The following is a 25,287-nucleotide window of genomic DNA, read 5'->3' as shown; positions in this document are numbered from 1 at the left end:
CACCTAGGACCCTTCGAGCCACACCATGTTCCAGGTCCCGGCCCATACGGCAGCAACCACGGCGCCAGCCGCGATCACCGCTCCGCCGAGCAGCACCCAGATATCCAAGCGGCTGTAGGTCGATTCGCGGGCCCACGTCCGTGTGGCCCCGCCGAAGCCGCGCGCCTCCATGGTGACGGCGAGGCGGGTCGCGCGCCGGATGGCCTGGACCAGCAGGCCGAAGCTCTGCCCCAAGGTGGCGCGCAGCCGCTGCCACGGGTTGCCCCGGGACCCCACGCCGCGGGCGCGCCGGGCCATGCCGATGGTCTGCCATTCCTCCGCCATGAGCCCCACGAGTCGCATGGCCGCGAGCGTGCCCAGCACGAACCGGTGCGGCAGGCGGCCCTTCTGCGCCAACGAATCGGCGAGGTCGGTGGGGTCCGTGCAGCTCATCAGCAGCACCGCTGGCAAAGCAATCGCGAGGCCGCGGAGCAGGAAACCCAGCCCCAGCTGGAGGGAACCTTCGCTCATGGACCAGATGCCGACGTCGAGCAGTACCTTCCCGCTGTCCGGCGACAGGATGGACGTGCTCCAGCCGCCCACGGCGGCAGCGACAATCAGCGGCCAGCCGCGCTGCCAGAGCAGCGTGAACGTCAGGCCGGCGAGCGGGAAAAGCAGCAGTTCGCAGGCCAGCGCCACGGACGCGGACATCCAGTCGATGGACAGGGCCAGAACAAGGGTGATGAGGAAGACGGCGGCGAATTTGGCCAGCGGGTTGGCCCGGGTCAGCAGCGCCTGGTTTCCGGAAAGGCTCAGCGCGTCCCTCATGTCGGGGCCTGTTCCGGTGCGCCGAGGGCGTGCCCGCCCGTGCCCGGCTGAGCCGTGCCCGGCTGAGCCGTGCCCGGCTGACCCAGTCCCCGGGGGGCGAGCCTGAACTCGGTCCCGCCCAACACATGCGTGAATTCCTGGTCGTGCGTCACGGAAACCACGGCGGTGCCGGCGTCGAGCAGTTCGGACAGGAAGGAGGCGAGCTCGGCCCAGGTGTTTGCATCCTGGCCGAACGTCGGCTCGTCCAGGATCAGGACCTGGGGATGGGCCGCGAGCACCGTGGCCACGGAAAGCCTGCGCTTTTCCCCGCCGGAAAGCGTGTACGGGTTGGCGTCCACGAGACCGGTCAGGCGAAGCCGCTCCAGCAGCTCGTCAACGCGCTCTTCCCCGTGGCCCATGTGCCGCGGGCCGAACTGCAGCTCGTCCAGGACCCTGCCCGTGACGAACTGGTGCTCGGGTTCCTGGAACACGGTGCCGATCCTCGCGATCAGCTGCTCGGCCCGCCACTTGTACGGGTCGATCCCGGCGCCGCGGCTCAGTTCCACGGTGGCGGACACCTTGCCGTCAACGGGCGGGATCAGGCCGGCGAGCGTCAGGGCAAACGTGGATTTCCCGGCGCCGTTGGGCCCGGTAATGGTCAGCGCTTCGCCGGCGCGGACCTGGGCCGTGATGTCCCGCTGGACAGGCACGGGCGGAACGGACCTGAAGCCGCGGCGGCGTGGCCGCTCGCGTGAGACGGCCAGGCCCTCTGCGGCGAGCAGCAGCTGGCCCGTGACTTCAGCCGAGGTTCCGGCAAGAGTCCGCTGCCGCGCGGCCGGGACATATCCGGGAACCCAGACCCCGGCGGCAATGAGCATCTCGCGCGCTTGTTCAAGAACCTGGTCCGGCGTACCGTCGATCAGCACCGCCGGCTGCGTGCCGGATCCAGGCTGCAGCACCACGATCCGGTCTACCAGGTCCTTCCATACGGCTACCCGGTGCTCCACGACCACCAGCGTGGCGCCCGTCTTGTCGAGGCAGCGGCCCACGGCGTCGCGGACTTCCAGCACGCCTGCCGGGTCGAGATTGGCGGTCGGCTCGTCCAGCAGGATGAGCCCCGGCCGCATCGCCAGGATGCCGGCCAGCGCAAGGCGCTGTTTCTGCCCGCCGGACAGGGCCGACGTCGCGTGGTCCAGCGGAAGGTGCGCGAGCCCGACGTCGTCCAGTGCCTCGTGGACGCGGGTCCAGATTTCGTCGCGGGGCACGGAGAGGTTTTCGGCACCGAACGCTACGTCGTCGCCGAGGCGGGAGAGGACCACCTGCGTTTCGGGGTCCTGCTGCATGAGGCCGGCGCGGCCGCGCCGCGCGCGCGGCGGTTCGCCGGCAATCAGCAGGCTGCCGGTCTCGTCCGCGTCGTCGCTGTCGGCAAGGCCGCCGTCGCCGGCTGCGCTGTTTCCCGAGGTGCCGTCACCCAGAACCCCGGCGAGGGCGTGAAGCAGCGTGGACTTGCCGGCGCCGGAAGGTCCCAGCAACAGGACCCGCTCCCCCGGCCGGATGTCCAGGTCCAGCGCGTTGACGGCGGGCCTGGACCGTCCCGCGTGGCGCCAGCCCCAGCCGCGGGCGGTGACCGCGGCTGGGCGGACGCCGCCGTCGTAATGTGCGGGCATCAGGAGAAGACGGGCTCCGTGGCTGCCTTGCGGGACGCGAACGAGCTCAGCACGCCCGTCCTGGCCAGGCCGCGGGTAGCGATCCAGGACAGCACGCCGGCGATGACCGCGCCGGAAATGGCGCAGAACACGATATACGCGAGCTTGTCCCCAGCGGCGTACGCAATGTTCCAGCCCCACGGAGCGAAGGAGTCATTCAGGCCGCAGAACAGGCCCGCACCCGCGCCGGCCAGCAGCGAAGCGGGGAGGTTGAATTTCTTGTACATGAAGGCGGCGAACACGAGCTCCGCACCCAGGCCCTGCAGGATGCCCGAGATCAGCACCGTGGTGCCGTACTGGGAGCCCATGATCAGCTCGCCCGTGGCGGCGACGGCTTCGCAGAACAGTGCCGCACCCGGCTTGCGGACGATGAGCATGCCGAGCACCGCCGGAATCATCCAGCCGCCGGCGTAGAGGCCGGAGAGGGGCGGGTACACGGCGTTGACGGGGGCGGAGATTAGGTTGGCGCCCTGGGACCAGGCCCAGAAGATCACGCCGCCGGCGACCGCGATCAGTGCCGCCACCACGATGTCAGCCACGCGCCAGTTGTAGCCGGTCTTCTTGATTGTTGCAGTTGTCATGATGGTCCTCCTGAGGAACAGGAGGGGAAAGCGCTCCCCGGCTGCTGGCGGTTGGTTTGCCTGCTGCCGGACACTTTGAGAACTCGACTCCCTTGCGCCGGTACTAGCCGGATCAGGTTCGAGGGTCTGCGGCGGTCCGCACTCTCAGCGCCCATCCTCGGTTTCGCTGGCAGTTGCCAGTGATGCCCGACGGCGGCGCTCCCCTGTCGTAATAAATCTGCCCTTGTGGGCTGATCCAGTTTACACCGGGACGGCCGCGGAAGACCGGCGCCGCGGTCACAATCCGGGAGGTATCCGGGAAGTGCGCGGAGGCGCCAGAGGGCGGCGAACAGAGGCTGCCTGGGACGGGGCGGCGCGAGGACAGCGCGGAGTACATTGGGGCCATGACGCAACAGGATCACGGCAGCCAAGCCGCTTTTGACCCCGACTCCGCCGCCGAGCAGCCGGCGGGCGCTCTGGCAGCCCTGATCGCCAGCATCGAAGCGGAAATCACCGAGCTGCAGTTTCCCCGGTTCGGCAGGGACGACGCCCTCAACCTCGGCCTCCTGCTGGTTGAGCTCGGCAAGATCGGCAACCTGCCCATCGCCGTCGACATCACCAAGGGCGAACACGTGCTGTTCCATGTGGCACTGGAGGGTGCCACCCCGGACAACGAGCACTGGGTCAAGGCCAAGCAGCGGACCGCAGCACGCTACGAGGAACCGTCCCTGCTCGTGGGACTGCGCGGCCGACTCGGCGGGGGCCGCATCGAGGACAACGCCTGGTTTGACCAGTCCAGGTATGCCGCCCACGGCGGCTCATTCCCCATTTACGTGGAAGGCGTGGGTGCGGTAGCCACGGTGACGGTCTCAGGGTTGCCGCAGAAGGCCGACCACGATCTGGTGGTGCGGGCACTTCGGGAAATCCATGCGTCCATGCGGCTAGGCTAGGGGCAGTCTGTATTCACGTCGCAAGGAGTTTCGGAATGAGTTTTTTCATCAAGCTGCTTGGCACCGGCATTAGCCTGCTCGCCGGATTCGCCGGCACCAAGGCCGTGGACACCATCTGGGAAAAGACCACCGGCCGCAAGCCGCCCAAGGGCGGGAAGGACGACGTCCCCACGACGCTCCGCTCGGCCCTCACCTTTGCCCTCATTTCAGCTTCGGTGAGCGCCATCATCCAGGTGCTGGCCAACCGGGGCACACAGCGGGCGATCACCCGCTTCGCCAAAACCCAGGACATCGTCTAGCCACTTCCTGGTGAGCCGACCACGGGCCCGACTAATGCTGGACACTGCATCAGACGGGGCCGTGGTCCGCGGTCATTCCCCAGCGGAGGTCCTGGGCTGGCTACGGTATGGCGGCTACGACGTCGATTTCGACCAGGAAGTCTCCCAGGAATGAACCGACGGTGGTTCGAGCCGGGTAGGGGGCTTCGACGAACCCTTCGTACGTGGCATTGAACCCTGAAAAATCCCGGCCGGGATGGTGCAGGTGCACCGTTGCTTTGACGACGTGGGAGAAGTCCAGTCCGTGCCCGGCCAGGACTGCAGCCAGGTTCTTCATGGCCTGGACGGTCTGCTCCTCGATGGTGGTGCCGACGGTGTCACCGGTGACGGGGTCGTGGGGTGTCTGGCCCGCGGTGAAGAGGAAGCCGTTGGCGGCGATCGCCTGGGAGTAGGGTCCGGCCGGGCTGGGCGCGAGGTCTGTGGTTACCTGCTGTCGAGGCATGGGGAGGATTCCTTTCGTGTGACCGGCGCGGTGGCCGGCCGGAGTTGTTGATGTTCTTAGAGGACCTTTGAAAGAAAGGCCTGGGTGCGTTCGTGCCGCGGTGAACCAAGGACCTCCGCGGGGGGTCCGCTTTCGACGACCACCCCCTGATCCATGAAAACGACCTGGTCGCTGACCTGACGGGCAAAGCCAAGTTCGTGCGTGACGACGACCATGGTCATCCCGGCCTCGGCGAGGGATTTCATGACGTCGAGCACTTCGCCGACGAGCTCCGGGTCGAGTGCGGACGTGGGTTCATCGAAGAGCATGAGCTTGGGTTTCATGGCCAGTGCCCGCGCGATTGCGATCCGCTGTTGCTGCCCGCCGGAGAGCTCCTGGGGGTAGGAGTGTCCCCGGTCGCCGAGCCCGACGCGGTCCAGCAGCGTCTGCGCTTCGGCGGTGACTTCGTTCCGCGGACGCCCGAGCACATGGACGGGCGCTTCCACGATGTTCTCCAGCACCGTCATGTGCGGGAAGAGGTTGAAGCGTTGGAAAACCATGCCCGCGTTCAGCCGTGAGCGTGCGGTCTGGCGCTCTTTCATTTCGTAAAGTCGTCCGTGGCGCTCGGTGTAGCCCACCAGGTGTTCGTCTACGTAAAGGCGACCGGCGTCGACCTTTTCCAGGTGGTTGATGCACCGGAGGAAAGTGGTCTTCCCGGAACCGGACGGTCCGATCAGGCAGGTCACCGAACCGCGTTCGACTCTCAGATCAATGCCTTTGAGGATTTCCGTTGAGCCGAAGCTCTTGCGGACACCCTGGGCTTCCACCATGGCGGCGTTCATCATGCTGTCCTTGTCTTTGGCTGGGCCTTTTGCTGGCGGGTCCGTCGCGGCGCGACGTCGAAGCCGCGGCCATACCGTCGTTCGAGTTTGGTTTGGAAGAAGCTCAGGATGGTTGTCATCAGCAGGTACCAGAGGCTGGCGACGATGAGCAGCGGGATCGTCTGGTAGTTGTTGGCGTAGATGATCTGGGCCGAGTAGAGCAGGTCCGAGATCGCCAGGACGCTGACAAGGGCCGTGCCTTTGAGCATGGAAATGACCTGGTTGCCGGTCGGTGGGAGGACCACGCGCATGGCCTGGGGCAGGATCACGCGGCGCATGAGCTTTCCGCCGTCCATTCCAAGTGCCCGGGCGGCGTCATACTGGCCCTTGTCCACGGACCCGATGCCGCCACGGATGATTTCGGCCATGTAGGCGGCCTCATTCAGGGACAGGCCCAGCAACGCGGCACCCAATGGCGAGATCAGCACGTTGGCCGATCCGAGGATAAGGGACGGCCCGCCGAAGGGAAGCCCGAAGGCGATCACCGGATACAGGGCGGCGATGTTGTACCAAAAGATCAGCTGCACCAAGAGCGGAGTGCCACGGAAGAACCAGATGTAACTCCGGCTGATCGTGCTGAGAATCGGATTCGCTGAGAGCCGCATGACGGCAAGGAGCGTGCCCAGGGCAATACCGACGCTCATCGATACCACCGTCAGGAGGATCGTCAGCCCGGCACCGGCAATGATCTGTGGAGCGAAGAGATACGAGATGACAACATCCCAGTGGTACCGCTGATTCACCGCCACGTCCCACGCGGCGCTGAGGGCAAGGAGGATCAAAACGGCTGCGATGGCCAGCCGGACGGGGTGCCTGAGCGGCACCACCGGGATGGAGTCCTCCGATGCCGGCGGGGCTTGCTTCCTGGTGTCAGGGATTGAGTGTTGCTGCATGGTGTTCACCTCCTATTGGGCGAAATTGACGCGGGCGTCAGTGATGGCGCTGGATTCAAGTCCGTACTTCCCCAGCACCTTCTTGTAGGAATCGCTCTTGATCACTGCGTCCAGGGCAGCAGAGACCGACTTGACCAGGCTGGAGTCCTTCGGCACGCCAACCCCAACAGGCGTGACGTCGTACTCTGCGGCGATCTCGATCTGCGGGTTCTGGGTGGCGGCAAAGTTCAGGATGGGCGCATCCGCCAGTACGGCGTCCAACCGTCCGCTGGTGAGGGCGGAGATGGCCTGCCGCGTGTCCTGGAACTCGCTGCGCTGGATCGCTTCTTTACCGTCGAAGGTGCAGGCCTGGTCGAATTTCGGGACGTCGACCGTGAGCTGGTAGGACCCGGTGAGGAGGCCGACCTTCTTACCGCACAGTGCGTGCTGGTCTTTGATCCCCGCCGGGTTGCCCTTGGGCACGGCAACGCCGCCGCCGACCTGCATGTAATCAACGAAGTCCAGGACTTCCATCCGCTTGGTGGTGGGTGTCATGGAAGAGACGGTCATGTCATACCGACCGGCAGCAAGCCCGGGAATTATGGCGTCGAAGTTGGCCACCTGGATGTCGACTTTGACACCCAATGCCTCACCGATGAGGCGCGCCACGTCGGGATTGGTGCCCGTCATCTCCTGCGTGCCCTCCCGGTAGAACTGGGTAGGCGGCTCGTTGGTGGGGATGGCCACCCGCAGCACCTTGGACGTTTTGATGGACTCCGGGAGAAGTCCGACGGCGGCTTGGTTGACTTCCAGCGCCGGCACGCCGGTCCCCGGCACGGCCGAACCGGAAGAAGTCGAAGGCGATGCAGTGCCGGCAGGGGTGCATGCCGTGACAGCAAGCACCAGCGCCGCCGTTGCGACGACGGACGATCCAAGGCGGCGATATCTGCCTCGGGTGGTGGCAAATGAAGGTTTCATCAGGGGGTTCTCATTTCTACCAGGCCCTTGTGGGCCTTCGGGGCGGGTGAGGTGCGGGCAAGGGGTGCATTGCGGTGCCGGATCAGCCCACGGCCTTCCAGCCGAAGCTCCTGGATTGAAGACACCCCGAGGAGCACCATGGTGCGCGTCATTTCGGCCTCGAACATTCTCAGGACATGGGCAACGCCGGCCTGGCCCGCGGCCGCGAGGCCGTACAGGTAAGGGCGGCCGATGGAACAGGCGTCGGCGCCGAGGGCGATGGCCTTGACGACGTCGGAGCCGCGGCGGATGCCGCCGTCGACGATGATTTCGAGCCGGCCTTCCGCCCGGTCGACGATGTCCGGGAGGAGGTCCAGGGGCGAGGCCATGTGATCGAGCTGCCGGCCGCCGTGGTTGCTGACCTGGATGGCGTCGATGCCGATCTCGGCGGCCGTGGCGGCATCGTTGGGATTAACCACCCCCTTGAGGATGATGGGGCCGTTCCAGCGGGCACGCAGATCCCGGATGTCATCCCAGTCCGTCGGTTCGTAGGAACCGGCAAGCAGCGTCCGCCACATGTCAGGGGTACTGGACAAGGGACCGTCGGGGATCTCGGCGTCCAGGTTGGGGAAGGCGATCGCGTCATTGGCCAGGAACCCAAGCGCCCACCGCGGGTGCAGGGCTCCCTCGACGACGGTCTTCATCTTGATGGACGGAGGCGCGGTGAACCCGTTGTGGTAATCCCGTTCGCGGTGGCCGATGGCGCGGCAGTCAACGTTGACCAGCAGGCCTTCATAGCCTGCGGCCGCGGCCCTGTCCAGGATTGCCTGCAGCTCTACCTTGTCCCCTATCGGTTCGATGTTGAACCAGCGCCGGAGGCCGGGGGTAGCGGCGCTGACGTGCTCCATGGGGGTTGTGCTCAGGTGCGCCAGGCCGTAGGGGACGCCGGCCTCCATTGCCGCACTGGCAACAGCGGTCTCACCGTCCGGATGGAACAGCCTGGTGCCGCCGGTCGGGGCGAGCGTCAGGGGCATCGATACCGGGCCACCCAGGAGGGTTGAGCTGAGGTCAAGGTCCTGGACAGATCCCCACTTCGGCAGGAAGGACCAGTCATCAAAGGAGGACTGGTTGCGCCGCAGGGACACCTCGTCCTCGCCGCCGCCCTCGATGTAGTCAAAAATGCTGCCGGGGAGGCGTTTCGATGCGAGCTTCCTCATGTCCTCGACGCTGTAGCAACGCCTGGCGAGGCGCTCCGAGGCCGTCCGGGCCGGGCCTTGGACCGTGGCGAGGGCCCTGATGTCTTTGAATTTCACTGCTGATCCTCTTGGTTTTGAAGGACTTCCTTGTCGCTTCCTTCCCCAATGGTGACGCAGATCTCGCGCCTTCTATATGTGAGTTCGGCTAAAAGATTTGCGGATTGCCCGTGATAAATTCCAAGGTATGGATACGCATAAAACGGACCTGACGGAGGGCGATCTTCACGGGGCCGTCGTACGGCTGTCGGATTGCATCCAGCTAATGCAGGCCGATCTGGTGCATGCCAACCCCACACCGGAAAACCTCAGCCATCCCGTATCGGATGTCCTCATGTATGACCCCTTCGACGAATGGACAAGCGTCCACGACCGCATCATTCTGGCCGTCGGCCTGACCTGTGGCTCGGTCGATTTCGACCAGCTGATGCACCGGGCCTCTAACAGCGATGCTGCTGCAGTGATCGTCAAAGCCCATGGGACGCCGATGGAGCAGCTACGGTCTGCCGCAGTCCGGCACAGCCTGGCCGTCCTGGTTGCACCTGACAATGTGGACTGGACCCGCCTGGTGACACTTGCCAGGGCATCGGTCATGGGGGCGGCCGCCGATTCCGTCTCAGGTGTCCGGCTCGGGGACCTTTACGCGTTCGCCAACGCCGCGGCGTCGATCACCAACGGTGCAGCAAGCATCGTGGACCCGCTCGGACGGGTGCTCGGTTACTCGACATTGCCGGGACAGCCCGTCGACGAACTGCGCCGCGTCACGACACTCTCCCTGCAGGAGATCCAGCCGCCGGCCTTCGACACGGATTTCAAGACCGTCTATGCGTCCTCGGGGGCAGTGTTAGTCCCCGCAATAGATGATGAGATGGCAAGGCTGGCCCTCGCCGTGAGAGCCGGCGGGGAACTTCTTGGCTCGATCTGGATCATCGACCCGGGCGAAGACAAACGCGAGGCGGCGCTGAACGCACTCGGCAGGATGGCGCCACTGGCCGGACTCCACATGCTCCATGCCCGCTCGGCCTCCGACTTTGGGGAACGCCGGAACGGGGACTTGATCCGCACGCTCATGGACGACACGGCGCACGCCGCGTTTGCCGCCGCCCAGCTGGGACTCGATGCAGCCCACGGGCTCGCGGTCGCGGCGTTTTCCATCGTCCGGCCCGAAACCGGGAGCCTTGAATCGGTGCGCGACATACAACGGCTGCTGCATCTTGTTACGACAGTCTGCAACCTTCAGTTCAACACCAGCCACAGTGCCCTCATTGACTCGGTGGTCTACGCTCTTCTGCCCTGCGAAGGGACCGCTCCAAGGGCCGTCCATCGGCGTGTGGTCCAGGAAATCGGCGCCTACGCACACACGATCAGCTCCTACCCGCTCATCGCAGCCGTTGGCGGCATCGCACCCCGGCTAGAGGACCTGCCGGAATCCAGATCCGAAGCGTTGCAAACGCTGCAATACCTGCTCCGTCGGCAAACGGAAACGCCGGGTTCCGGTTCCGGTGGGGTGCAATCCCCCGCCGCCGGGCTATTCGAGGACTACCGGATCCCGCTGAATCTCTTGAAAATCGGGGCGTTCATCGCCGAAAACGGACTTTCCGACGTCGACGACATCACCAGGATCCAGGCCCACGATGCCGAGCAGCAGACCGGCTACCTGGACACCCTCCGGGCATATCTGGCTTCGAACGGAAGCATTTCCACGATGGCGGAACGCCTCCACGTGCACAACAACACCGTCCGTTACCGGGTCGCACGCCTGGCCAAGGACTTTGACCTGGATCTGGACGACCCGCAGAAGCGGCTCTGGCTGTGGCTGCGCCTCACAACCATGGATCTCGCACCGCGGGCGACACCAACTGCACCGAGATCCGGACCTGCCAGCGCGCTGGCTTAGGCCTCCGGCAGAGAACAGGCCCCTTTTGTTTCAGGCGGCTTGGGGGTGTCTGATGGACACTGCCACCCGGTTCTCGGGCTGCGTAGCGTGGTGGTTGTGGACAGAAAAGAAGAAGTCCGTGAGTTCCTGATCTCGCGGCGCGCGAAGCTCAGCCCTGAGCAGGCGGGTATTCCCAGCTATGGGGAGCTGCGGCGCGTGCCCGGCCTGCGCCGGGAGGAAGTGGCGCAGCTCGCCGGTGTGAGCACGGACTACTACACGCGGCTGGAACGCGGCAGCGTGCGCGGCGTCTCAGACTCCGTGCTCGAGGCTGTGGCCGCTGCTCTTCAGCTGGACGAGGCCGAGCGGGCACACCTGATGGATTTGGCCCGGACGGCCAACGCGCCGGCCCGCCGGACGCCGCGCCGGCCGGCACAGCAACGGGTCCGTCCCGGGGTGCTGCGTCTGCTGGACGGCATGACCGGAGTGGTGGCCATGGTGCAGAACGGCCGCTCGGACGTACTGGCCGCCAACCTGTTGGGCCGTGCGCTGTACGCGGAGGTGTTCAAATTCGCCGGACCGTCGGGGCCGGACACCCCGGGTCGGCTCCCGAACCAGGCACGCTATCTCTTCCTCGACCCGCGTGCAGGCGATTTCTACCCCGATTGGCGTGCGATCGCGGCCACCACGGTCGCGATGCTGCGATCGGAAGCAGGGCGTAACCCCCACGACCGGGCGCTGAACGAGCTGGTCGGGGAGCTGACCACGAGCAGCGGCCTGTTCGCCGCGTTATGGGCCGGGCACGACGTGCGGATACACACCACGGGGACCAAGCGCTTCCACCACCCGGTCGCCGGGGAACTGTCCCTGCAGTTCGAGACGCTGGACCTTCCCGGCGATGAGGGACAGACCCTGTTCACCTTCACCGCCGAACCGGGCTCCGCGTCTGAAAACGCGCTGGCGTTCCTCGCCAGCTGGGCGGCATCGCCTCCCCAAACCACCATCACCGGCGATCCTGCCGGTGTCTCCGCCGTCCCGGAGATGCGCCCCCACGCGCAGCCGGGACCACATACCCAGGGAAAACTAAACCATGACTGAGAAGAAAACCAAGACAGTGCAGAAGGAAAACATGGCCAAGAAGGTCTGGTTCATCACCGGCGCCGGCCGCGGGATGGGCACCGACATCGCGAAGGCGGCCCTGGCGGCCGGCCACGCGGTGGTCGCCACCGGCCGCAACCCGGAAAGGGTCGCCCAGGCCGTAGGCGAAAACGAGAACCTGCTGGCGGTGAAGCTCGACGTCACTGACCCTGCGGATGCGGCGGCAGCCATCCAGGCTGCAGTTGACCGTTTCGGACGCATCGACGTCCTGGTGAACAACGCCGGCAACTTCTACGCAGGATTCTTTGAGGAAATCACCCCGGACGACTTCCGAACACAGATTGAAACCACCATGTTCGGGCCCATGAACGTCACCCGGGCGGCCCTGCCGGTCCTGCGGGCCCAGCGCTCGGGCCTGGTCGTCACGATCTCCTCGACCGCCGGGATCACGGGCGGGGAGTTCCTCACCGCGTACGCCGCGTCGAAGTTCGGCGTCGAGGGCTGGGCGGAGTCCCTGGCCATGGAAATCGCCCCGTTCGGCATCCGTACCATGATCGTCGAACCGGGATTCTTCCGCACCGAGCTGCTCACCCCGGAATCCACCAGCTACGCCGTATCCACCATCGAAGACTACGCCTTGCGGACAGAGCAGACGGTCACCGCGTGGAAGGGCATGAACGGCCTGCAGGGCGGGGACCCGGCGAAGCTCGCCGACGCACTGATCCAGTTGGCCGAGCTGGATGAGCCGCCGCTGCGGTTCGCAGCCGGCGCGGACGCCGTCGGAGTATTCGAGACCCGGGCCAAGGAACTCCAGGACCAGGCCGACGCCCACCGCCGACTCTCCGGCAACCTCGCCCACGACGACGCCTGACAGCAACGCAAACGGACGACGGCGGGAGGTCCCGCCGCCGTCTCCCAAACCCGCCGCAAAGCCCACCGCCACCAACCCGCTGGACGGCTATGGCTACCGGCTGCCCAAAACCGGCACCAACATCTTGAGGAGAACCCAGCCATGACATCGAAACTGACCGGAACTGCCGCCCTCGTCACCGGCGCCAGCAGCGGCATCGGCGCCGCCACCGCTCGGCAGCTCGCTGCAATCGGCGCGTCCGTCGCGCTCGTCGCCCGGCGCCGGGACCGCCTGGAGGCTCTGGCCGCAGAGATCGAAGAAGCCGGCGGCACCGCATTGGTCATCGAAGCCGACATCACCGACCGCGCCCAGGCGCAGGCCGCCGTAGACCGGACCGCTGAGCGCTTCGGACAGCTGGATATCCTGGTCAACAACGCCGGCCTCATGCTCCTTGGCCCGGTCGTCGGCGCCGACCCCGCCGAGTGGGACCGCATGATCGCCATCAACGTCCAGGGCCTGCTCCACACCACGCACGCCGCCCTGCCGCACCTGCTCAAAGCCGCCGAGGACGGCCCGCGCCGCGTCGCGGACATCGTCAACATCAGCTCGATCGCCGGGCGCGTCGCCTGGAACGGCTACGGCGTCTACAACCTGACAAAGTTCGGCGTCAACGGCTTTACCGAATCCCTTCGCCAGGAAGTCACCCAGCGCCACGTGCGCGTCGGCGTCCTGGAACCCGGCGGCGTGGACACCGAACTGGGTTCACACAACAACCCCGAGGTCCGCGGCGAGATGATCGATCCGTTCTATGAGCAGACGGAGGTCCTCGCACCCGAGGACATCGCCGACGGCGTCGCCTACATGGTCACCCGGCCCCGGCACGCCTCCATCGGCGAGCTGTGGATCATGCCCACCGACCAGACCTGAACGCAACGGCTCACTCCGCGGCAGGTGACCGGCCGCCGTCGGAAGCCGGCGCCTTGGCCGCTTCGGCGGCCTTCAGCACAACGGCTTCCAGCTCATCCGTGCTGAGCAGTTCCCGGTGGAGGTGCTTGGTGCGGTAGCCGGCCCGGCCCACCATATGGGCGGACACCGGCACCGTGAGCAGCTGGAAGATCCACGCCACGAGCAGTACCGGCCACACCCACCACGTGCGCAGCTGCAGGCCCACGGCGGCCAGCAGCAGGAACAGCCCGAGCACCTGTGGCTTGGTGGCAGCGTGCATGCGGCTCATGAGATCCGGGAACCGCAGCAGGCCGATGGCCGCGGCCAGGGACATCACTGCCCCCACGATCATGAACACGGCGGACACAGCATCGATGACCGTGTCCACGGCGTTGGCGTCAGGATTCATTGAGGTGCTCCCGCCGGTCGGCCACGAAGCGCGCCACCGTCACTGAGCCGATGAACCCGATGATGGACACCGCCACCAGCAGCATCAGGTTGTTTAGGTGCCTGTTCACGGCCATGTCGATGCACAGCGCCGCGCCCAGGATGGCCAGCAGGACGTCGGCCGCCAGGACCCGGTCCAGCAGCGACGGACCACGGGCGATGCGCACGATCGCACCGGCCGCGGCCAGGGACAACACCACGGCGGTCACGGTCAGGACGAGCTCCATCATGCGCCCACCTCCAGGTTCAGGGCTGCAAGTTCTTCCTTCGTGCCCATGACGCGGATCAGCCCCGCCTCGGTGTCCCGAACTTCCTTGCGGAGCTTCAGCACGTCGTCAGCGTTCCTAACGTTCAGGCCGTGGATGTAGAGCGTGGACGTGGACCTGTCCACCTCAACCACGAGCGATCCGGGAATCAGCGAGATCACGTGCCCGGTGGCGGTCACCATCAGGTCAGAATGGCTCCGCAGCGGAACGGCGACGACGGCGTTGGTCACCTTGGGCCCCCGCACCACGGCCAGGTAGAAGACCTGGAAGCTGGCGGCCACCACCCTGCCCAGGAACTGCACGGCGAACGGGATGGCCCGGAGGACGCTGAAGCGCCCGCTCAGCTCCACCGGCGGCAGGTAGAACAGGCGGGCCACGACGGCGGCGAGCAGGGCACCGAACAGCAGGTTGCCCGGACTGAAGTCCTGCCAGAGGGCACCCCAGACGATCACGAGCCATACAAGCAGCGGCAGTTCCTGCCGCAGGGAGATCCGCTTCCGGCTCATTTTCCGTCACCGCCCGGGTCACTGCCGCTCAGGGTGCTGCCACCCACGGCCAGGCCCGGAACGGGCGCATGCTCGCCCAGCACCGCCTTGATGTACGCAGACCTGTCCAGCATGGCCTCAGCGGACTGGCCTGCCACCCGGAAGAGCGGGCCGGCGAAGACCGTGAGCGCCACGCCGAGGACCACCAGGCCCAGCGTGGAGCCCACCATGGTCCGGGGCAGCAGGACGACGTTGCGCTTGCCCGCCCGGGGGCCCGTGGCCGAATCCTTGGTGTCGGCGAGCAGGACGGGGTCGGGGTGCTCGGCGTCGTCGGCCTTTCGCCAGAACGCACGGTTCCAGACCCGGGCCACCGCCAGCAGGGTCAGGAGGCTCGTCACAACGCCGCCGATGACCAGCGAGTAGGCCAGCGGGGTGCCGAGCTGGATGCCGGCCTGCATCAGCCCCAGCTTGCCAAGGAATCCGGAGAACGGCGGGATGCCCGCGAGGTTCATGGCGGGGATGAAGAACAGCAAAGCCAGCAGTGGCGACAGCTTGGCCAGCCCCGCCAGCCGGTCCACGGACGAGCTTCCGCCGCGGCGCTCGATCAGGCCGGTGACCAGGAAGAGACTGGTCTGGATGGTGATGTGGTGGGCCACATAGAACACGGCAGCGGCGAGCCCCGCCACCGAGGACATGGCCAATCCGAACACCATGTAGCCGATGTGACTGACCAGGGTGAAGGACAGCAGACGCTTGATGTCGCTTTGGGCCAGGGCACCCAGGATCCCCACCACCATGGTCAGCAGCGCGGCCACCATCAGCGGTGAGTTGAGGGTGTCGCCGGGGAAGAGGAGGGTCTCTGTGCGCACCATGGCATAGACGCCCACCTTGGTCAGCAGGCCGGCGAACACTGCCGTCACGGGGGCCGGTGCCGTGGGATAGGAGTCAGGCAGCCAGAAGGACAGCGGGAACACGGCGGCCTTGATGCCGAACGCCACCAGGATCATGACGTGCAGCAGCGTTTTGGTGCCCGGGTCCAGCTCCGCAAGTTTGATGGCGAGGTCCGCCATGTTGATGGTGCCGGTGGCCCCGTAGATCATGGCGATCGCGATCAGGAACAGCACTGAGGAGACTACCGAGACCACCACGTACGTGACGCCGGCACGGACGCGCGGACCTGTCCCGCCCAGGGTCATCAGAACGTAGCTGGCGGTGAGCAGGATCTCGAAGCCGACGTAGAGATTGAAGAGATCACCGGAGAGGAATGCGTTCGAGACACCTGCCACGAGAATCAGGTACGTGGGGTGGAAGATCGACACGGGGGCGTCCTCGTCGCCGTCGGCCATGCCCTGACCGGTGGCGTACACCAGGACCGCGAGGCTCACCGCGGAGGACACCACCAGCATCAGCGAGGAGAACTGATCCACCACCAGCACGATCCCCCAGGGCGGCAGCCAGCCACCGATGTTCACCGCCTCCGTTCCGCCGTCCCAGACGGAGGCCAGCAGCAGGCATTCGAGCAGCAGGGTGAGGGACAGCAGCGCTATGCTCACGGCCCGCTGTGCCCGCGAGCGCCGGATCAGCACGAACGTCAGGGCTGCGCCCAGGATGGGAAGAACGACGGCGAGCGGGGCCAGGCTTGCGATGCTCACTTTCCGCCTCCTTCAGTGTTGATATCGAGGTTGGCGGAGCCGGGCTTCTCTTCCCGCGCGGCATCTTCGGCGGAGATGGTTCCTCCGCCCGCCGGGACTGCGGCCGGCGCGGGAGCGGCTTCAGTGGCGGCTTCAGCTGCAAACGAGTCAGACACAGCCGCGCCGTCGGAGCCGAGCATGGTGAGCGGGAACTCGGAGGTTTCCACCGGGATGACGGCGTCGTCCTCGGCATCGAAGCTGGGTGTTGCCGCGACGCGGCGGTCCTCGACGTCGTCCTGGATCTCGTCCTGGCGGGCCAGCACCCAGGTCCGGTAAATGATGCCCAGCATAAAGGCGGTAACGGCGAAGGAGATCACGATCGAGGTCAGGATCAGTGCCTGGGGCAGGGGGTCGTTGTAGGCGCCTGGGTCCGTGTCTTTGCTGAAGAACGGGGCCAGGCCGGCGTAGCCGCCGGTGGCAAGGATCAGCAGGTTGGTGGCATTGGCCAGCAGCATCAGGCCCAGCAGCACGCGGGTGAGGCTGCGCTCGAGAATGAGGTAGATGCCGCACGCATACAGCGCGCCCATGACGGTCAGCAGGGTGAGGTTGACGCTCATGCCTGTCCCCTCGCGGTGGTCTCGGCCGGGACGCCGGGCCCCCGGTCCCCGGCGGACGGGCTGTCCTCGGCTGGCTGGGTTTCGGAAGGTTCGGCTTCGGACTGCGGGCCGGCGGAGGGTTCGGCTTCGGCGGGCGGGCCGGCGGATTGCCCCTCGGCGGATTGCCCGGGCTGTTCCTCGAAATGCTCGTCGATCTCGGCTCCCAGGCTGCGCAGCACGTCCAGCACCAGCCCGATCACCACAATGTAGACGCCGGTGTCGAAGATGGTGGACGTGACAAACTTGATGTCCCCGAAAACCGGCAGCCACACCTCAACGATGGCGCTTTGGAACACCTGCCCGCCCAGCAGGAGCGGGGCCACGCCGGACGCGGCGGCCGTTGCCAGGCCGATCCCCAGCAGGGTTCCGGCGCTGATGGGGGTGGCCTCCCGAAGCTCGTAGCGTCCGCCCGCCAGGTAGCGGAGGGTGAGGGCCAGCCCTGCCATGAGCCCGCCCGCGAACCCGCCGCCGGGAAGGTTGTGCCCGGCCAACAGCAGGTAGAGAGAAAAGATGATCATCGAGTGAAAGATCAGCCGCGTGACCACTTCAAAGATGATGGAGCGCCGTTCGGGCGCCATGGTGCGGCCTGCCACGAGCCACGCGTCGCGGGAGGCGGCGGCGAACTTGCGGCTCAGCGCCAAGGCGGCGCCGTCACGCGACGACTTGTCCACTCCCATGCGGCGGCCCACCGTGCCCTCGGCCACTGTGGCCGATGCGCGGATGCCGTCGCCGCGGCCGCGGATGAAGATCAGGCTGGCGACGCCGGTCGCGGCCAGCGCAAGCACCGAGATCTCGCCGAACGTGTCCCACACCCGGATGTCCACGAGCGTGACATTAACGATGTTCAGCCCACCGCCGCCCTCGTAGGCGAGCTTCGGGAACTCCAGGGACACCGGCGTCGCAACCCGGGCACCCATGGCGTGGATGGCGGCGAAGACCATGGTGGCGCCAAAGGCCAGCCCGATGATCACGCGGACCACGCGGTACTTGCCGCCGGTGCGGTCCCGGAGTTCGGCCGGCAGGCTGCGCATGGCCAGGACGAAGGCCACCAGGATGATGGTTTCCACCAGCATCTGCGTCAGAGCAAGGTCCGGCGCGCCCTGCAGTGCGAACATCAGGGCAATGCCGTAGCCGGTCACCGAGACCATGAGCACCGCCAGGAAGCGCTTGTTGGCCCGGACTGCCGCCAGGGCCCCGATCACGATCCCGGCCCCCGCCACGATCTGCAGCGGCGAGTTGGGATCGATGAAGTACAGCCCTTCCGGCAGCGGTTTGCCCGCGGCGATGAGGGCGGTCAGCGGCAGCACGAACGCGACGGTCAGGATCACGGCGAGGTAGAAGTACAGCGAACCGCGCTGCGTGCGGCCTGTGATCCACACGGCGGCGTCGTCCAGGGCGCCGATGGTCAGCTGGTAGCCGCGGTCCGCGTCAATCCATCCGGGGACCGCGCTCTGCGCTCGGTCCACCAGCCCGCGGGCGTAGAACATAGCAAGGCCGAGTGCGAAGGTGACGGCCGTCAGCCCCAGCGCCGGAGTGAGACCGTGCCACAGCGCCAGGTGCCCGGCGGCACCTCCGCCGGTCCCGGCGTCGGCCGTTCCCCCGGTGAACAGGGCAGCGTACGGCTGGATCCAGCTGTCCACCGGCGCAGGCCACAGGCCGTAAACGATGGTGAGAAAACTCAGGACGGCGGGCGCCGCGAGGAAGGACGGCTTGATCGCCTTGAACGGCGTACGGTCCACGCCCGGCTTCTCCGCGAAGGCGCCCCACAGGAACCGGGCGCTGTAGGCGAAAGTAAGCACTGATCCGAGCACCACTCCGGCGAGGACCACCGCGCCCCACGGTCCGTAGCCGGGCTCGCCCGCGAAGTGGACGAAGGCCTCGAGCACGGATTCTTTGGCCACAAAGCCTCCCAGCAGCGGGACACCCGCCATGGAGGCGGCACCGATCGCGGCCACGACCGCCAGGGCACGCGACGACCGGAAGACGCCGGAGAGCTTGCGGATATCGCGCGTGCCGGACTGGTGGTCGATGATGCCAACCACGAGGAACAGCGTGGCCTTGAAGAGTCCGTGCGCCAGCAACAAGGCGAGGCCCGCGAGCGCCGCGTCGGGTTTGCCAAGGCCCACCACCATGGTGAGGAAGCCGAGCTGGCTGACGGTGCCGTAGGCCAGGATGAGCTTGATGTCGGTCTGCCGCAGTGCCCGGTACCCGCCCACGAGCATGGTGGCTAGGCCCAGCCCAAGCACCATGGGGAGCCAGCACGCCGTATCGGTGAATCCCGGGGCCAGCCGTGCCACGATGTAGACGCCGGCCTTCACCATCGCAGCTGCGTGCAGGTAGGCGCTCACCGGCGTGGGGGCGGCCATGGCTCCCGGAAGCCAGAAGTGGAACGGGACCAGCGCTGATTTGGTGACCGCGCCAATAAGGATCAGTACGACGGCGGCGCCCACGGCTCCCGCCGTTTGCCCGCCGACCAGCCCGGGCGCCTGTTCCAGGATGGCTGATATCCGGTAGGTGCCGGCACTGGCCCCGAGCATGATCAGGCCAACGAGCATGGCAAGGCCGCCCGCCGTCGTGACCATGAGTGCCTGCAGGGCGGAGCGGCGGGCAGCGAGGCGGGTGCGCGCGTAGCCGATCAGAAGATACGACAGGACCGTGGTGAGTTCCCAGAAGATGAACAGCAGGAGCAGGTCATCTGCGGTGACCAGGCCGAACATCGCCCCGGCGAACGCCAGAAGCTGGGCGCCGAAGCCGCCCAGGTAGCTGTCCTTGTTCTTGAAGTACCGGGCGCAGTACACGAGAACCAGGGCGCCCACGCCGAGCACCAGCAGGGACATGACCCAGGCCAGGGCATCCATGCGGAAGGCAAACTCCATGCCGAGGCCAGGGATCCACGGGATGACCTCGGTGGCCTGGCCCGGACCTCCAGCGGCGTGCTGGGGCGCCGTGCCGTAGACGGCGCCGTGCTGCAGCAGCAGCCAGACAAATGAGCCGGCGGGCACGGCCGCCAGCGCATAAAACGAACTCCGACCGAATTTCCGGAAGATAAGCGGCGCCACAGCAGCAACCGCAAAGTGCACGGCAAGGACTGTGATCACTGGTATCTCCGCAAAGTCAGGAATTCGATTATCAAAAGTTGGAGCAGGCGGTCATTCGTTGGGTTCGGTCCCGACAGTTTATCAAGCGGGCACTGACACTTTTCCCTTCACCGCCGGACGTTGGCGCAAGTTTCCCGGGTCCGCGGGAGAGTTTCCCGTCAGTGTTCGCCGCGGGCGGATAGCATCTGCCTATGAACTCCGCCGCCGCTCCCGAGGCCATGCAGCCGTCGTCGGAACTCGAAGCCGGGAACAATGCCTCGAACAAGGGGCGCATTCTGGCGTGGGCCGCCTGGGACTGGGGCTCCGCAGCGTTCAACGCCGTCATGACCACATTCGTCTTCACGGTGTACCTGACCTCCAAGGCGTTCGGCGGCGAAGACCAGGCATCGGCGGCGCTCGGCGGAGCCCTGGCCATCGCGGGAGCGGCGATCGCACTGCTGGCGCCCGTTACCGGACAGCGTTCGGACACCGGCGGCCGGCGCAAGCTGTGGCTGGGAGTCAACACCGCCGTCGTCGCGCTCCTGACGGCGCTCTGCTTTTTCGTGTACCCCGGCCCGGAGTTCCTGCTGCTGGGAGTCTCGCTGATCGCGCTGGCCAACGTCTTCTTTGAGTTCGCCGGGGTCAACTACAACGCCATGCTGGCGCAGGTCTCCACGCCGCGGAACATCGGCAAGGTCAGCGGCTTCGGCTGGGGCATGGGGTACCTCGGCGGAATCGTGGCCCTGCTGATTGTGCTTCAGCTCTTCGTCCAGCCCCGCTTCGAGTGGTTTGGCGCCTCCACGCAGGACAGCCTTAACATCCGGCTGGTGGCAGTGTTCTCGGCATTGTGGTTCTTCATCTTCGCGCTGCCCGTAATGTTCGCTGTCCCGGAACTGCCCAGGGCCCGGCGCGGAGGCCGCCTCGGGTTCCTCGCGTCGTACGGGCTGCTCATGCGCAGGATCAAGGCGATCTACCGGACCAGCCCGCACACGATTTTCTTCCTGCTGGCCAGCGCCATTTTCCGGGACGGGCTGGCTGCGGTCTTCACGTTCGGCGGGATCATTGCGGCAGGAACCTTCGGCTTCGAACTTTCGCAGGTCATCTTCTTCGCCATCTTCGGCAACATCGTGGCTGCCGCGGGAGCCATCGTCGGCGGATTCCTGGACGACAGGGTCGGTCCCAAGGCCGTGATCCTCGGCTCCCTGACCGGCCTGCTGGTCGCCGGGACGGTGATCCTGGTGCTGGGCAACGGCGACTACGTCTTCTTCGGCACGGCCTGGGCCGGCAGCACCACGTTCTGGGTGTTCGGGCTGTTCCTTTGCCTGTTCGTGGGGCCGGCCCAGTCGTCTTCCCGCGCGTACCTGGCAAGGTTGGCGCCGCAGGGCGAATCCGGAGAACTGTTCGGCCTGTACGCAACCACCGGCCGGGCCGTCAGCTTCCTGGCCCCGACGCTGTTCACGCTGTGCATCACCGTGGCCACACCGCTGGTGGCTGAAGGGGAGGCACAGCGCTGGGGCATTCTGGGGATCATGGTGGTGCTCCTCGCCGGACTGCTGGTCCTCCTCCCGGTGAAGCCGCCCAGCGAAACCGAAATCGCCGTCGTCCCGGACGCCTAGCGGGAACGGATCCTTAAGCCCCTCCCCACCCAACCCCAGGCGCGAACGGATCCTTGAGGCCCCGTTTCGCCGTCCGATCAGGGCCGTAAATGTCCGTTCGCGGACTAGGCTGATGGTATGAACGTGGAAGAGACGGACCTCCCCGGCCTCGGCAGGCGCAAGGACTTCATGACAGCCTCCGGTCGGAGGATCGGCGTAGTGGAGCTGCGCGAGGGCCAGACAGAACTGTTCGTTTCCACGTGGGATGATCCCGACACTTGCCAGGCCTCCATTCCGCTGACCGGCGACGAAGCTGCCACCCTCGGCAACCTGCTGGGCGGCCAGCATCTGGCCATGAAGCTGACGGAGGCCCACCGCGAGGTTCCTGGCATCGTGACGAGGCAGTTCTCCATCGCCCCGGACTCACCGTTCCAAAACCAGCCCATGGGCAAGGCATGCATCCGCACCCGGTGCGGTGTTTCGATCGTGGCGATCATGCGTGAAGGTGAGGTGGTTCCCTCACCAGGGCCCGACGTCGTCCTTCACTCAGGCGATCTTCTGGTCGCTGTCGGTACGCAAGAAGGCCTTGATTCAGCGGCCGATATCCTCCGCAACGGCTGACCGTCATGGACCGCCTGGCCCTGACTCTCATCGAACTGGGTGCGGTCGTGTTCTCCCTCGGCCTGCTGGCGAGGCTGGCCGGCCGGATCGGCATGTCTCCCATCCCGCTTTATCTGGTGGGTGGCCTGTGCTTCGGCGCGGGCGGCCTCGTGGAACTGAGCGGGATGAAGGAGTTCGCGCACCTCTCCGGTGAAATCGGCGTCATCCTGCTGCTGCTTATGCTCGGTCTGGAATATACGGCCGCCGAACTGGTCACCGGGCTGCGGAGATCCTGGCAGGGCGGCGTCTTGGACCTGGTGCTCAATTTCGCCCCCGGGGCCGCCCTCGCCGCGATGCTCGGGTGGGGCCTGGTCGGTGCCATGGTGATGGGCGGGGTCACTTACATCTCCTCGTCCGGCATAGCGGCCAAGGTCATCACGGACCTTGGCCGTATCGGTAACAGGGAAACGCCGGTAGTGCTCTCGATCCTGGTGTTCGAAGACCTGGCCATGGCCGTTTACCTCCCGATCCTCACTGCCACACTTGCCGGCGTCAGCTTTCTGGGGGGCCTGCAGACCGTGGGCATTTCGCTGGCCGTGGTCACTGTGGTGCTGGTGGTGGCGCTGCGGCATGGTCATCACGTCTCCAAAGCGGTGCACAGCGAAAACTCCGAAGTCTTCCTGCTCAATCTGCTCGGCGCGGCGCTCCTGGTGGCCGGCGTGGCCGCGGCCCTGCAGGTGTCAGCCGCGGTGGGCGCGTTCATGCTCGGGATTGCCATCTCCGGCGCCACGGCCCACAGCGCCACCAGGATCCTCGAGCCCCTGCGGGACCTGTTCGCCGCCATCTTCTTCGTGGCCTTCGGGCTCAATACGGATCCTATGTCCATCCCGCCAGTCCTCGGATGGGCGCTCGTCCTCGCCGTCGTCACCGCCGCGACGAAGATGCTCACCGGGGTGTGGGCCGCCAAGCGGGCAGGCATTGCACGGCCGGGCCGGTTCCGCGCGGGAGCCTCACTGATTGCCCGCGGCGAGTTCTCGATTGTCATTGCAGGCCTCGCGGTCACGTCAGGCGTGGTCCAGGCCGAGCTGGCCGCCCTCGCCACGGCCTATGTCCTGCTCATGGCGATCTTCGGCCCCTTGGCCGCGCGCTACGTCGAGCCGCTGGTCAAGAAGTTCTCCCGCCCTGCAAGGACCGAGACGGTCCGCGCCTGACACCGTCGCTCCGGCGTGTCATCGATGCGCGAGATCTCGGCACTTACCCGGATTCGAAGCGCGGAGATCTCACGTCTCGTTCCGCCACCCGGCCCTGACAAGGGCGTCCAGGACGCGGTGGGCGCACCCGTCGTAGCCATGGGCCTTCACCTGTCCCGCGGTTACGGTGACGGAGGTCCAGCCGATCGCGTCGATGGACTCGTCGCGCCGGATATCCGATTCACGCTGGCGGAGCTCCAGGTGGTGCCGGCCGTCGTAGTTCACCGCCACCTTGAAGCCGGGAAAGGCCATGTCCGGCCAGGCCAGTTCCCATCCCGTCTCATCCATGACCACATGGCTCAGCACGGGTTCGGGGAGGCCGAGCCTGCCGAAGGCCAGCCGGAGCCTGGTCTCGGGCGCAGAGTCGGCGCCAACCCGTGCCAGCTCAAGCGCTGCCTTCGCCTTTCGGATACCCCGGGCGCCTCTGTTAGTCTCCACCTGGTTCCGCAAATCGGCCAAGGAACACAGGGCCAGCCGGTTGCGGCCGAAGCTCCGCGACTGGCTGCAGATGAAGAAGTCCGCGGCGACCACCAAATCTTCCGGCTCGAGTACCGAAGCCAGGTCGAACCAGGTCCTGGCCGGAGTGGTGAGGGGAACGCCGTCGAGCACGGTCAGGTCAGAGCCCCGCAGGTCGAGGCGGTGGCCGGCTACCCCCTTCCGGACGGGTCGCGTCCCGCCGTCCACCCGTGCCAGGTGCACCCGGAACTCATTCTGGACAAACCACGGCAGCGGGCATCGCCAGAGCAGACCGGCTGTTCCGGAGCAGCACACAGTGGAAGGACACATTCCGGCAAGCAGCCGGCAGGTATGCGCCAGGTCCTGTCCCGCGCCCCACGGCACCCGCACCCCGCGGCTTGCCACGCGGAGGTCGCTGCGCCATGCGCGATGTGGTGGCACCCCCTCGGCGAGCTGCTCGACTAGGGTGAAGGACCTGCCCGCGAGAGCGTCGGGTAACGGTTGCGGCTTCCTCATGGGCCATTGTGGGCACCTTCGCGGAGGCCGATTCGGGTTATCCACAGTGGGGAGGGGTAGTGCCGCCGCGGAGCGCTCATCGATGCGTGAGGTCTCGGCGGTTACGTGGAGTCAAAGCGCCGAGACCTCACGCGTCGGCGTGAGCCCGGGCGCCAAACCAGAGCGCTAAATGTCCGTGCGGTGGAAGTTCAGGTGGCTGCGGCTCGCGGTGGGTCCGCGCTGGCCCTGGTAGCGGTTGCCGTACTCGCCGGAGCCGTAGGGGTGCTCGGCAGCAGAGGTCAGGCGGAAGAAGCAGAGCTGGCCGATCTTCATTCCCGGCCAGAGCTTGATGGGCAGCGTGGCCATGTTGGACAGCTCCAGCGTGACGTGGCCGGAGAATCCGGGATCGATAAAGCCGGCGGTGGAGTGCGTCAGCAGGCCCAGCCGGCCAAGGGACGACTTGCCCTCGAGACGCGCGGCGATGTCGTCCGGCAGTGTGACGGTTTCGTAGGTGGAGCCCAGCACAAACTCACCGGGGTGCAGGATGAACGGCTCGCCCTCCTCCACCTCCACCAGGCGGGTCAGCTCGGGCTGCTCTTCCGCGGGATCGATGTGGGCGTACTTGTGGTTGTCGAACAGCCGGAAAAAGCGGTCAATCCGGACATCCACGGAGGACGGCTGCACCATCCCGGAGTCGTACGGGTCCAGCACGATCCGTTCGGAATCAATTTCGGCACGAATGTCGCGGTCAGAGATCAGCACACCTTCAAAAATAGCATTGCTGGCGCCCGCGCCTCCCATTAGTGTTGCGAGAACAATCCGGCCGACGGTCTCACGTC

Annotated in this window: 25 protein-coding genes and 1 riboswitch; of the genes, 9 read left to right on the top strand and 16 right to left on the bottom strand. The window is 66.5% G+C overall.

The window, feature by feature from the left end; genetic code table 11:
* Positions 1 to 3: 3 nt before the first annotated feature.
* From AC1DD3_RS14220 to AC1DD3_RS14210, 3 genes are read right to left on the bottom strand one after another with little or no spacing between them, the layout of a single operon-like run.
* Positions 4 to 807 (bottom strand): energy-coupling factor transporter transmembrane component T family protein, encoded by an 804-nt coding sequence (locus tag AC1DD3_RS14220; RefSeq protein ID WP_230119189.1) that lies wholly within the window; start codon positions 805 to 807, stop codon positions 4 to 6.
* The gene (locus AC1DD3_RS14215) at positions 804 to 2,453 is read right to left on the bottom strand and encodes an ABC transporter ATP-binding protein (protein WP_230119188.1); all 1,650 of its coding nucleotides are present in this window, start codon (positions 2,451 to 2,453) and stop codon (positions 804 to 806) included. Before AC1DD3_RS14215 ends, AC1DD3_RS14220 begins: the two co-directional genes overlap by 4 nt.
* Positions 2,453 to 3,073, bottom strand: a complete 621-nt coding sequence (locus AC1DD3_RS14210) for an ECF transporter S component (RefSeq protein ID WP_230119187.1) — start codon at positions 3,071 to 3,073, stop codon at positions 2,453 to 2,455. Before AC1DD3_RS14210 ends, AC1DD3_RS14215 begins: the two co-directional genes overlap by 1 nt.
* Before the next feature lie 71 nt (positions 3,074 to 3,144).
* Positions 3,145 to 3,288: riboswitch (TPP riboswitch) on the bottom strand.
* 168 nt (positions 3,289 to 3,456) lie between these two features.
* Between AC1DD3_RS14210 and AC1DD3_RS14205 the strand changes: the two genes are divergently transcribed.
* On the top strand, positions 3,457 to 4,002 hold the full coding sequence (locus AC1DD3_RS14205) for a heme-degrading domain-containing protein (RefSeq protein ID WP_230119186.1): 546 nt from the start codon (positions 3,457 to 3,459) through the stop codon (positions 4,000 to 4,002).
* A 35-nt stretch (positions 4,003 to 4,037) separates the two neighbouring features.
* Positions 4,038 to 4,301, top strand: coding sequence for a DUF4235 domain-containing protein (locus AC1DD3_RS14200; protein WP_230119185.1), 264 nt, complete (start codon positions 4,038 to 4,040; stop codon positions 4,299 to 4,301).
* A gap of 100 nt (positions 4,302 to 4,401) precedes the next feature.
* Here the strand turns inward: AC1DD3_RS14200 and AC1DD3_RS14195 are convergent, their stop codons facing one another.
* Genes AC1DD3_RS14195 through AC1DD3_RS14175 form a run of 5 tightly spaced genes read right to left on the bottom strand, consistent with a single transcriptional unit; the run spans position 4,402 to position 8,784 of the window.
* On the bottom strand, positions 4,402 to 4,782 hold the full coding sequence (locus AC1DD3_RS14195) for a RidA family protein (protein ID WP_230119184.1): 381 nt from the start codon (positions 4,780 to 4,782) through the stop codon (positions 4,402 to 4,404).
* Between the two features lie 56 nt (positions 4,783 to 4,838).
* The gene (locus AC1DD3_RS14190) at positions 4,839 to 5,603 is read right to left on the bottom strand and encodes an amino acid ABC transporter ATP-binding protein (RefSeq protein WP_476881968.1); all 765 of its coding nucleotides are present in this window, start codon (positions 5,601 to 5,603) and stop codon (positions 4,839 to 4,841) included.
* Positions 5,603 to 6,535 (bottom strand): amino acid ABC transporter permease, encoded by a 933-nt coding sequence (locus tag AC1DD3_RS14185; protein ID WP_476881967.1) that lies wholly within the window; start codon positions 6,533 to 6,535, stop codon positions 5,603 to 5,605. The genes AC1DD3_RS14190 and AC1DD3_RS14185 overlap by 1 nt, the downstream gene beginning before the upstream one ends.
* Positions 6,536 to 6,547: 12 nt before the next feature.
* On the bottom strand, positions 6,548 to 7,492 hold the full coding sequence (locus AC1DD3_RS14180; protein WP_476881966.1) for an ABC transporter substrate-binding protein: 945 nt from the start codon (positions 7,490 to 7,492) through the stop codon (positions 6,548 to 6,550).
* Entirely contained in the window at positions 7,492 to 8,784 is a 1,293-nt protein-coding gene (locus tag AC1DD3_RS14175) for an alpha-hydroxy acid oxidase (protein ID WP_476881965.1), read from the bottom strand. Before AC1DD3_RS14175 ends, AC1DD3_RS14180 begins: the two co-directional genes overlap by 1 nt.
* Before the next feature lie 127 nt (positions 8,785 to 8,911).
* Between AC1DD3_RS14175 and AC1DD3_RS14170 the strand changes: the two genes are divergently transcribed.
* The 4 genes from AC1DD3_RS14170 to AC1DD3_RS14155 all read left to right on the top strand — a co-directional run bounded on the left by AC1DD3_RS14170 (position 8,912) and on the right by AC1DD3_RS14155 (position 13,472).
* Positions 8,912 to 10,621: a PucR family transcriptional regulator gene (locus tag AC1DD3_RS14170; protein WP_476881964.1), complete on the top strand. Its 1,710-nt coding sequence runs from the start codon at positions 8,912 to 8,914 to the stop codon at positions 10,619 to 10,621.
* A gap of 96 nt (positions 10,622 to 10,717) precedes the next feature.
* On the top strand, positions 10,718 to 11,695 hold the full coding sequence (locus AC1DD3_RS14165) for a helix-turn-helix transcriptional regulator (protein WP_476881963.1): 978 nt from the start codon (positions 10,718 to 10,720) through the stop codon (positions 11,693 to 11,695).
* On the top strand, positions 11,688 to 12,566 hold the full coding sequence (locus AC1DD3_RS14160; protein ID WP_476881962.1) for an SDR family oxidoreductase: 879 nt from the start codon (positions 11,688 to 11,690) through the stop codon (positions 12,564 to 12,566). Before AC1DD3_RS14165 ends, AC1DD3_RS14160 begins: the two co-directional genes overlap by 8 nt.
* A 141-nt stretch (positions 12,567 to 12,707) precedes the next feature.
* Complete coding sequence (locus AC1DD3_RS14155) at positions 12,708 to 13,472, top strand: SDR family NAD(P)-dependent oxidoreductase (RefSeq protein ID WP_476881961.1); 765 nt, start codon at positions 12,708 to 12,710, stop codon at positions 13,470 to 13,472.
* A 10-nt stretch (positions 13,473 to 13,482) separates the two neighbouring features.
* Here the strand turns inward: AC1DD3_RS14155 and mnhG are convergent, their stop codons facing one another.
* From mnhG to AC1DD3_RS14125, 6 genes are read right to left on the bottom strand one after another with little or no spacing between them, the layout of a single operon-like run.
* Positions 13,483 to 13,899, bottom strand: a complete 417-nt coding sequence (gene mnhG / locus AC1DD3_RS14150) for a monovalent cation/H(+) antiporter subunit G (protein WP_476881960.1) — start codon at positions 13,897 to 13,899, stop codon at positions 13,483 to 13,485.
* Positions 13,889 to 14,167, bottom strand: a complete 279-nt coding sequence (locus AC1DD3_RS14145; RefSeq protein WP_230119175.1) for an MrpF/PhaF family protein — start codon at positions 14,165 to 14,167, stop codon at positions 13,889 to 13,891. The genes mnhG and AC1DD3_RS14145 overlap by 11 nt, the downstream gene beginning before the upstream one ends.
* Positions 14,164 to 14,709, bottom strand: a complete 546-nt coding sequence (locus AC1DD3_RS14140) for a Na+/H+ antiporter subunit E (RefSeq protein ID WP_230119174.1) — start codon at positions 14,707 to 14,709, stop codon at positions 14,164 to 14,166. The genes AC1DD3_RS14145 and AC1DD3_RS14140 overlap by 4 nt, the downstream gene beginning before the upstream one ends.
* Positions 14,706 to 16,340, bottom strand: coding sequence for a Na+/H+ antiporter subunit D (locus AC1DD3_RS14135; RefSeq protein ID WP_476881959.1), 1,635 nt, complete (start codon positions 16,338 to 16,340; stop codon positions 14,706 to 14,708). The genes AC1DD3_RS14140 and AC1DD3_RS14135 overlap by 4 nt, the downstream gene beginning before the upstream one ends.
* A complete protein-coding gene (locus AC1DD3_RS14130) occupies positions 16,337 to 16,936 on the bottom strand; it encodes a Na(+)/H(+) antiporter subunit C (RefSeq protein ID WP_476881958.1) in 600 nt (199 codons plus the stop codon). Before AC1DD3_RS14130 ends, AC1DD3_RS14135 begins: the two co-directional genes overlap by 4 nt.
* Entirely contained in the window at positions 16,933 to 20,073 is a 3,141-nt protein-coding gene (locus AC1DD3_RS14125; RefSeq protein ID WP_476881957.1) for a Na+/H+ antiporter subunit A, read from the bottom strand. The genes AC1DD3_RS14130 and AC1DD3_RS14125 overlap by 4 nt, the downstream gene beginning before the upstream one ends.
* 191 nt (positions 20,074 to 20,264) lie before the next feature.
* Here AC1DD3_RS14125 and AC1DD3_RS14120 point away from each other — a divergent pair, with 191 nt between their 5' ends.
* The 3 genes from AC1DD3_RS14120 to AC1DD3_RS14110 all read left to right on the top strand — a co-directional run bounded on the left by AC1DD3_RS14120 (position 20,265) and on the right by AC1DD3_RS14110 (position 23,458).
* Positions 20,265 to 21,668, top strand: coding sequence for an MFS transporter (locus tag AC1DD3_RS14120; RefSeq protein ID WP_476881956.1), 1,404 nt, complete (start codon positions 20,265 to 20,267; stop codon positions 21,666 to 21,668).
* Between the two features lie 117 nt (positions 21,669 to 21,785).
* On the top strand, positions 21,786 to 22,268 hold the full coding sequence (locus AC1DD3_RS14115) for a cation:proton antiporter regulatory subunit (protein ID WP_230121429.1): 483 nt from the start codon (positions 21,786 to 21,788) through the stop codon (positions 22,266 to 22,268).
* Positions 22,269 to 22,273: 5 nt separating this feature from the next.
* Positions 22,274 to 23,458 (top strand): cation:proton antiporter, encoded by a 1,185-nt coding sequence (locus tag AC1DD3_RS14110; RefSeq protein WP_476881955.1) that lies wholly within the window; start codon positions 22,274 to 22,276, stop codon positions 23,456 to 23,458.
* Between the two features lie 69 nt (positions 23,459 to 23,527).
* Here the strand turns inward: AC1DD3_RS14110 and AC1DD3_RS14105 are convergent, their stop codons facing one another.
* Both AC1DD3_RS14105 and dcd read right to left on the bottom strand, forming a co-directional pair.
* On the bottom strand, positions 23,528 to 24,469 hold the full coding sequence (locus AC1DD3_RS14105; RefSeq protein ID WP_476881954.1) for a hypothetical protein: 942 nt from the start codon (positions 24,467 to 24,469) through the stop codon (positions 23,528 to 23,530).
* 165 nt (positions 24,470 to 24,634) lie between these two features.
* Positions 24,635 to 25,210 (bottom strand): dCTP deaminase, encoded by a 576-nt coding sequence (gene dcd / locus AC1DD3_RS14100; protein ID WP_230121426.1) that lies wholly within the window; start codon positions 25,208 to 25,210, stop codon positions 24,635 to 24,637.
* Positions 25,211 to 25,287 lie beyond the last annotated feature (77 nt).

It is taken from the genome of Arthrobacter sp. 05T444 (genome assembly GCF_056395905.1).
Note: the sequence above shows the minus strand (reverse complement) of the source record. Positions and strands in the feature narration are given on the sequence as shown.

Excerpts from the sequence above, each read along its gene's own strand:
- AC1DD3_RS14220 (WP_230119189.1), bottom strand. The coding sequence starts at position 807 with ATGAGGGACGCGCTGAGCCTTTCCGGAAACCAGGCGCTGCTGACCCGG.
- AC1DD3_RS14215 (WP_230119188.1), bottom strand. The coding sequence starts at position 2,453 with ATGCCCGCACATTACGACGGCGGCGTCCGCCCAGCCGCGGTCACCGCC.
- AC1DD3_RS14210 (WP_230119187.1), bottom strand. The coding sequence starts at position 3,073 with ATGACAACTGCAACAATCAAGAAGACCGGCTACAACTGGCGCGTGGCT.
- AC1DD3_RS14205 (WP_230119186.1), top strand. The coding sequence starts at position 3,457 with ATGACGCAACAGGATCACGGCAGCCAAGCCGCTTTTGACCCCGACTCC.
- AC1DD3_RS14200 (WP_230119185.1), top strand. The coding sequence starts at position 4,038 with ATGAGTTTTTTCATCAAGCTGCTTGGCACCGGCATTAGCCTGCTCGCC.
- AC1DD3_RS14195 (WP_230119184.1), bottom strand. The coding sequence starts at position 4,782 with ATGCCTCGACAGCAGGTAACCACAGACCTCGCGCCCAGCCCGGCCGGA.
- AC1DD3_RS14190 (WP_476881968.1), bottom strand. The coding sequence starts at position 5,603 with ATGAACGCCGCCATGGTGGAAGCCCAGGGTGTCCGCAAGAGCTTCGGC.
- AC1DD3_RS14185 (WP_476881967.1), bottom strand. The coding sequence starts at position 6,535 with ATGCAGCAACACTCAATCCCTGACACCAGGAAGCAAGCCCCGCCGGCA.
- AC1DD3_RS14180 (WP_476881966.1), bottom strand. The coding sequence starts at position 7,492 with ATGAAACCTTCATTTGCCACCACCCGAGGCAGATATCGCCGCCTTGGA.
- AC1DD3_RS14170 (WP_476881964.1), top strand. The coding sequence starts at position 8,912 with ATGGATACGCATAAAACGGACCTGACGGAGGGCGATCTTCACGGGGCC.
- AC1DD3_RS14160 (WP_476881962.1), top strand. The coding sequence starts at position 11,688 with ATGACTGAGAAGAAAACCAAGACAGTGCAGAAGGAAAACATGGCCAAG.
- AC1DD3_RS14155 (WP_476881961.1), top strand. The coding sequence starts at position 12,708 with ATGACATCGAAACTGACCGGAACTGCCGCCCTCGTCACCGGCGCCAGC.
- mnhG (WP_476881960.1), bottom strand. The coding sequence starts at position 13,899 with ATGAATCCTGACGCCAACGCCGTGGACACGGTCATCGATGCTGTGTCC.
- AC1DD3_RS14145 (WP_230119175.1), bottom strand. The coding sequence starts at position 14,167 with ATGATGGAGCTCGTCCTGACCGTGACCGCCGTGGTGTTGTCCCTGGCC.
- AC1DD3_RS14140 (WP_230119174.1), bottom strand. The coding sequence starts at position 14,709 with ATGAGCCGGAAGCGGATCTCCCTGCGGCAGGAACTGCCGCTGCTTGTA.
- AC1DD3_RS14130 (WP_476881958.1), bottom strand. The coding sequence starts at position 16,936 with ATGAGCGTCAACCTCACCCTGCTGACCGTCATGGGCGCGCTGTATGCG.
- AC1DD3_RS14120 (WP_476881956.1), top strand. The coding sequence starts at position 20,265 with ATGAACTCCGCCGCCGCTCCCGAGGCCATGCAGCCGTCGTCGGAACTC.
- AC1DD3_RS14115 (WP_230121429.1), top strand. The coding sequence starts at position 21,786 with ATGAACGTGGAAGAGACGGACCTCCCCGGCCTCGGCAGGCGCAAGGAC.
- AC1DD3_RS14110 (WP_476881955.1), top strand. The coding sequence starts at position 22,274 with ATGGACCGCCTGGCCCTGACTCTCATCGAACTGGGTGCGGTCGTGTTC.
- AC1DD3_RS14105 (WP_476881954.1), bottom strand. The coding sequence starts at position 24,469 with ATGAGGAAGCCGCAACCGTTACCCGACGCTCTCGCGGGCAGGTCCTTC.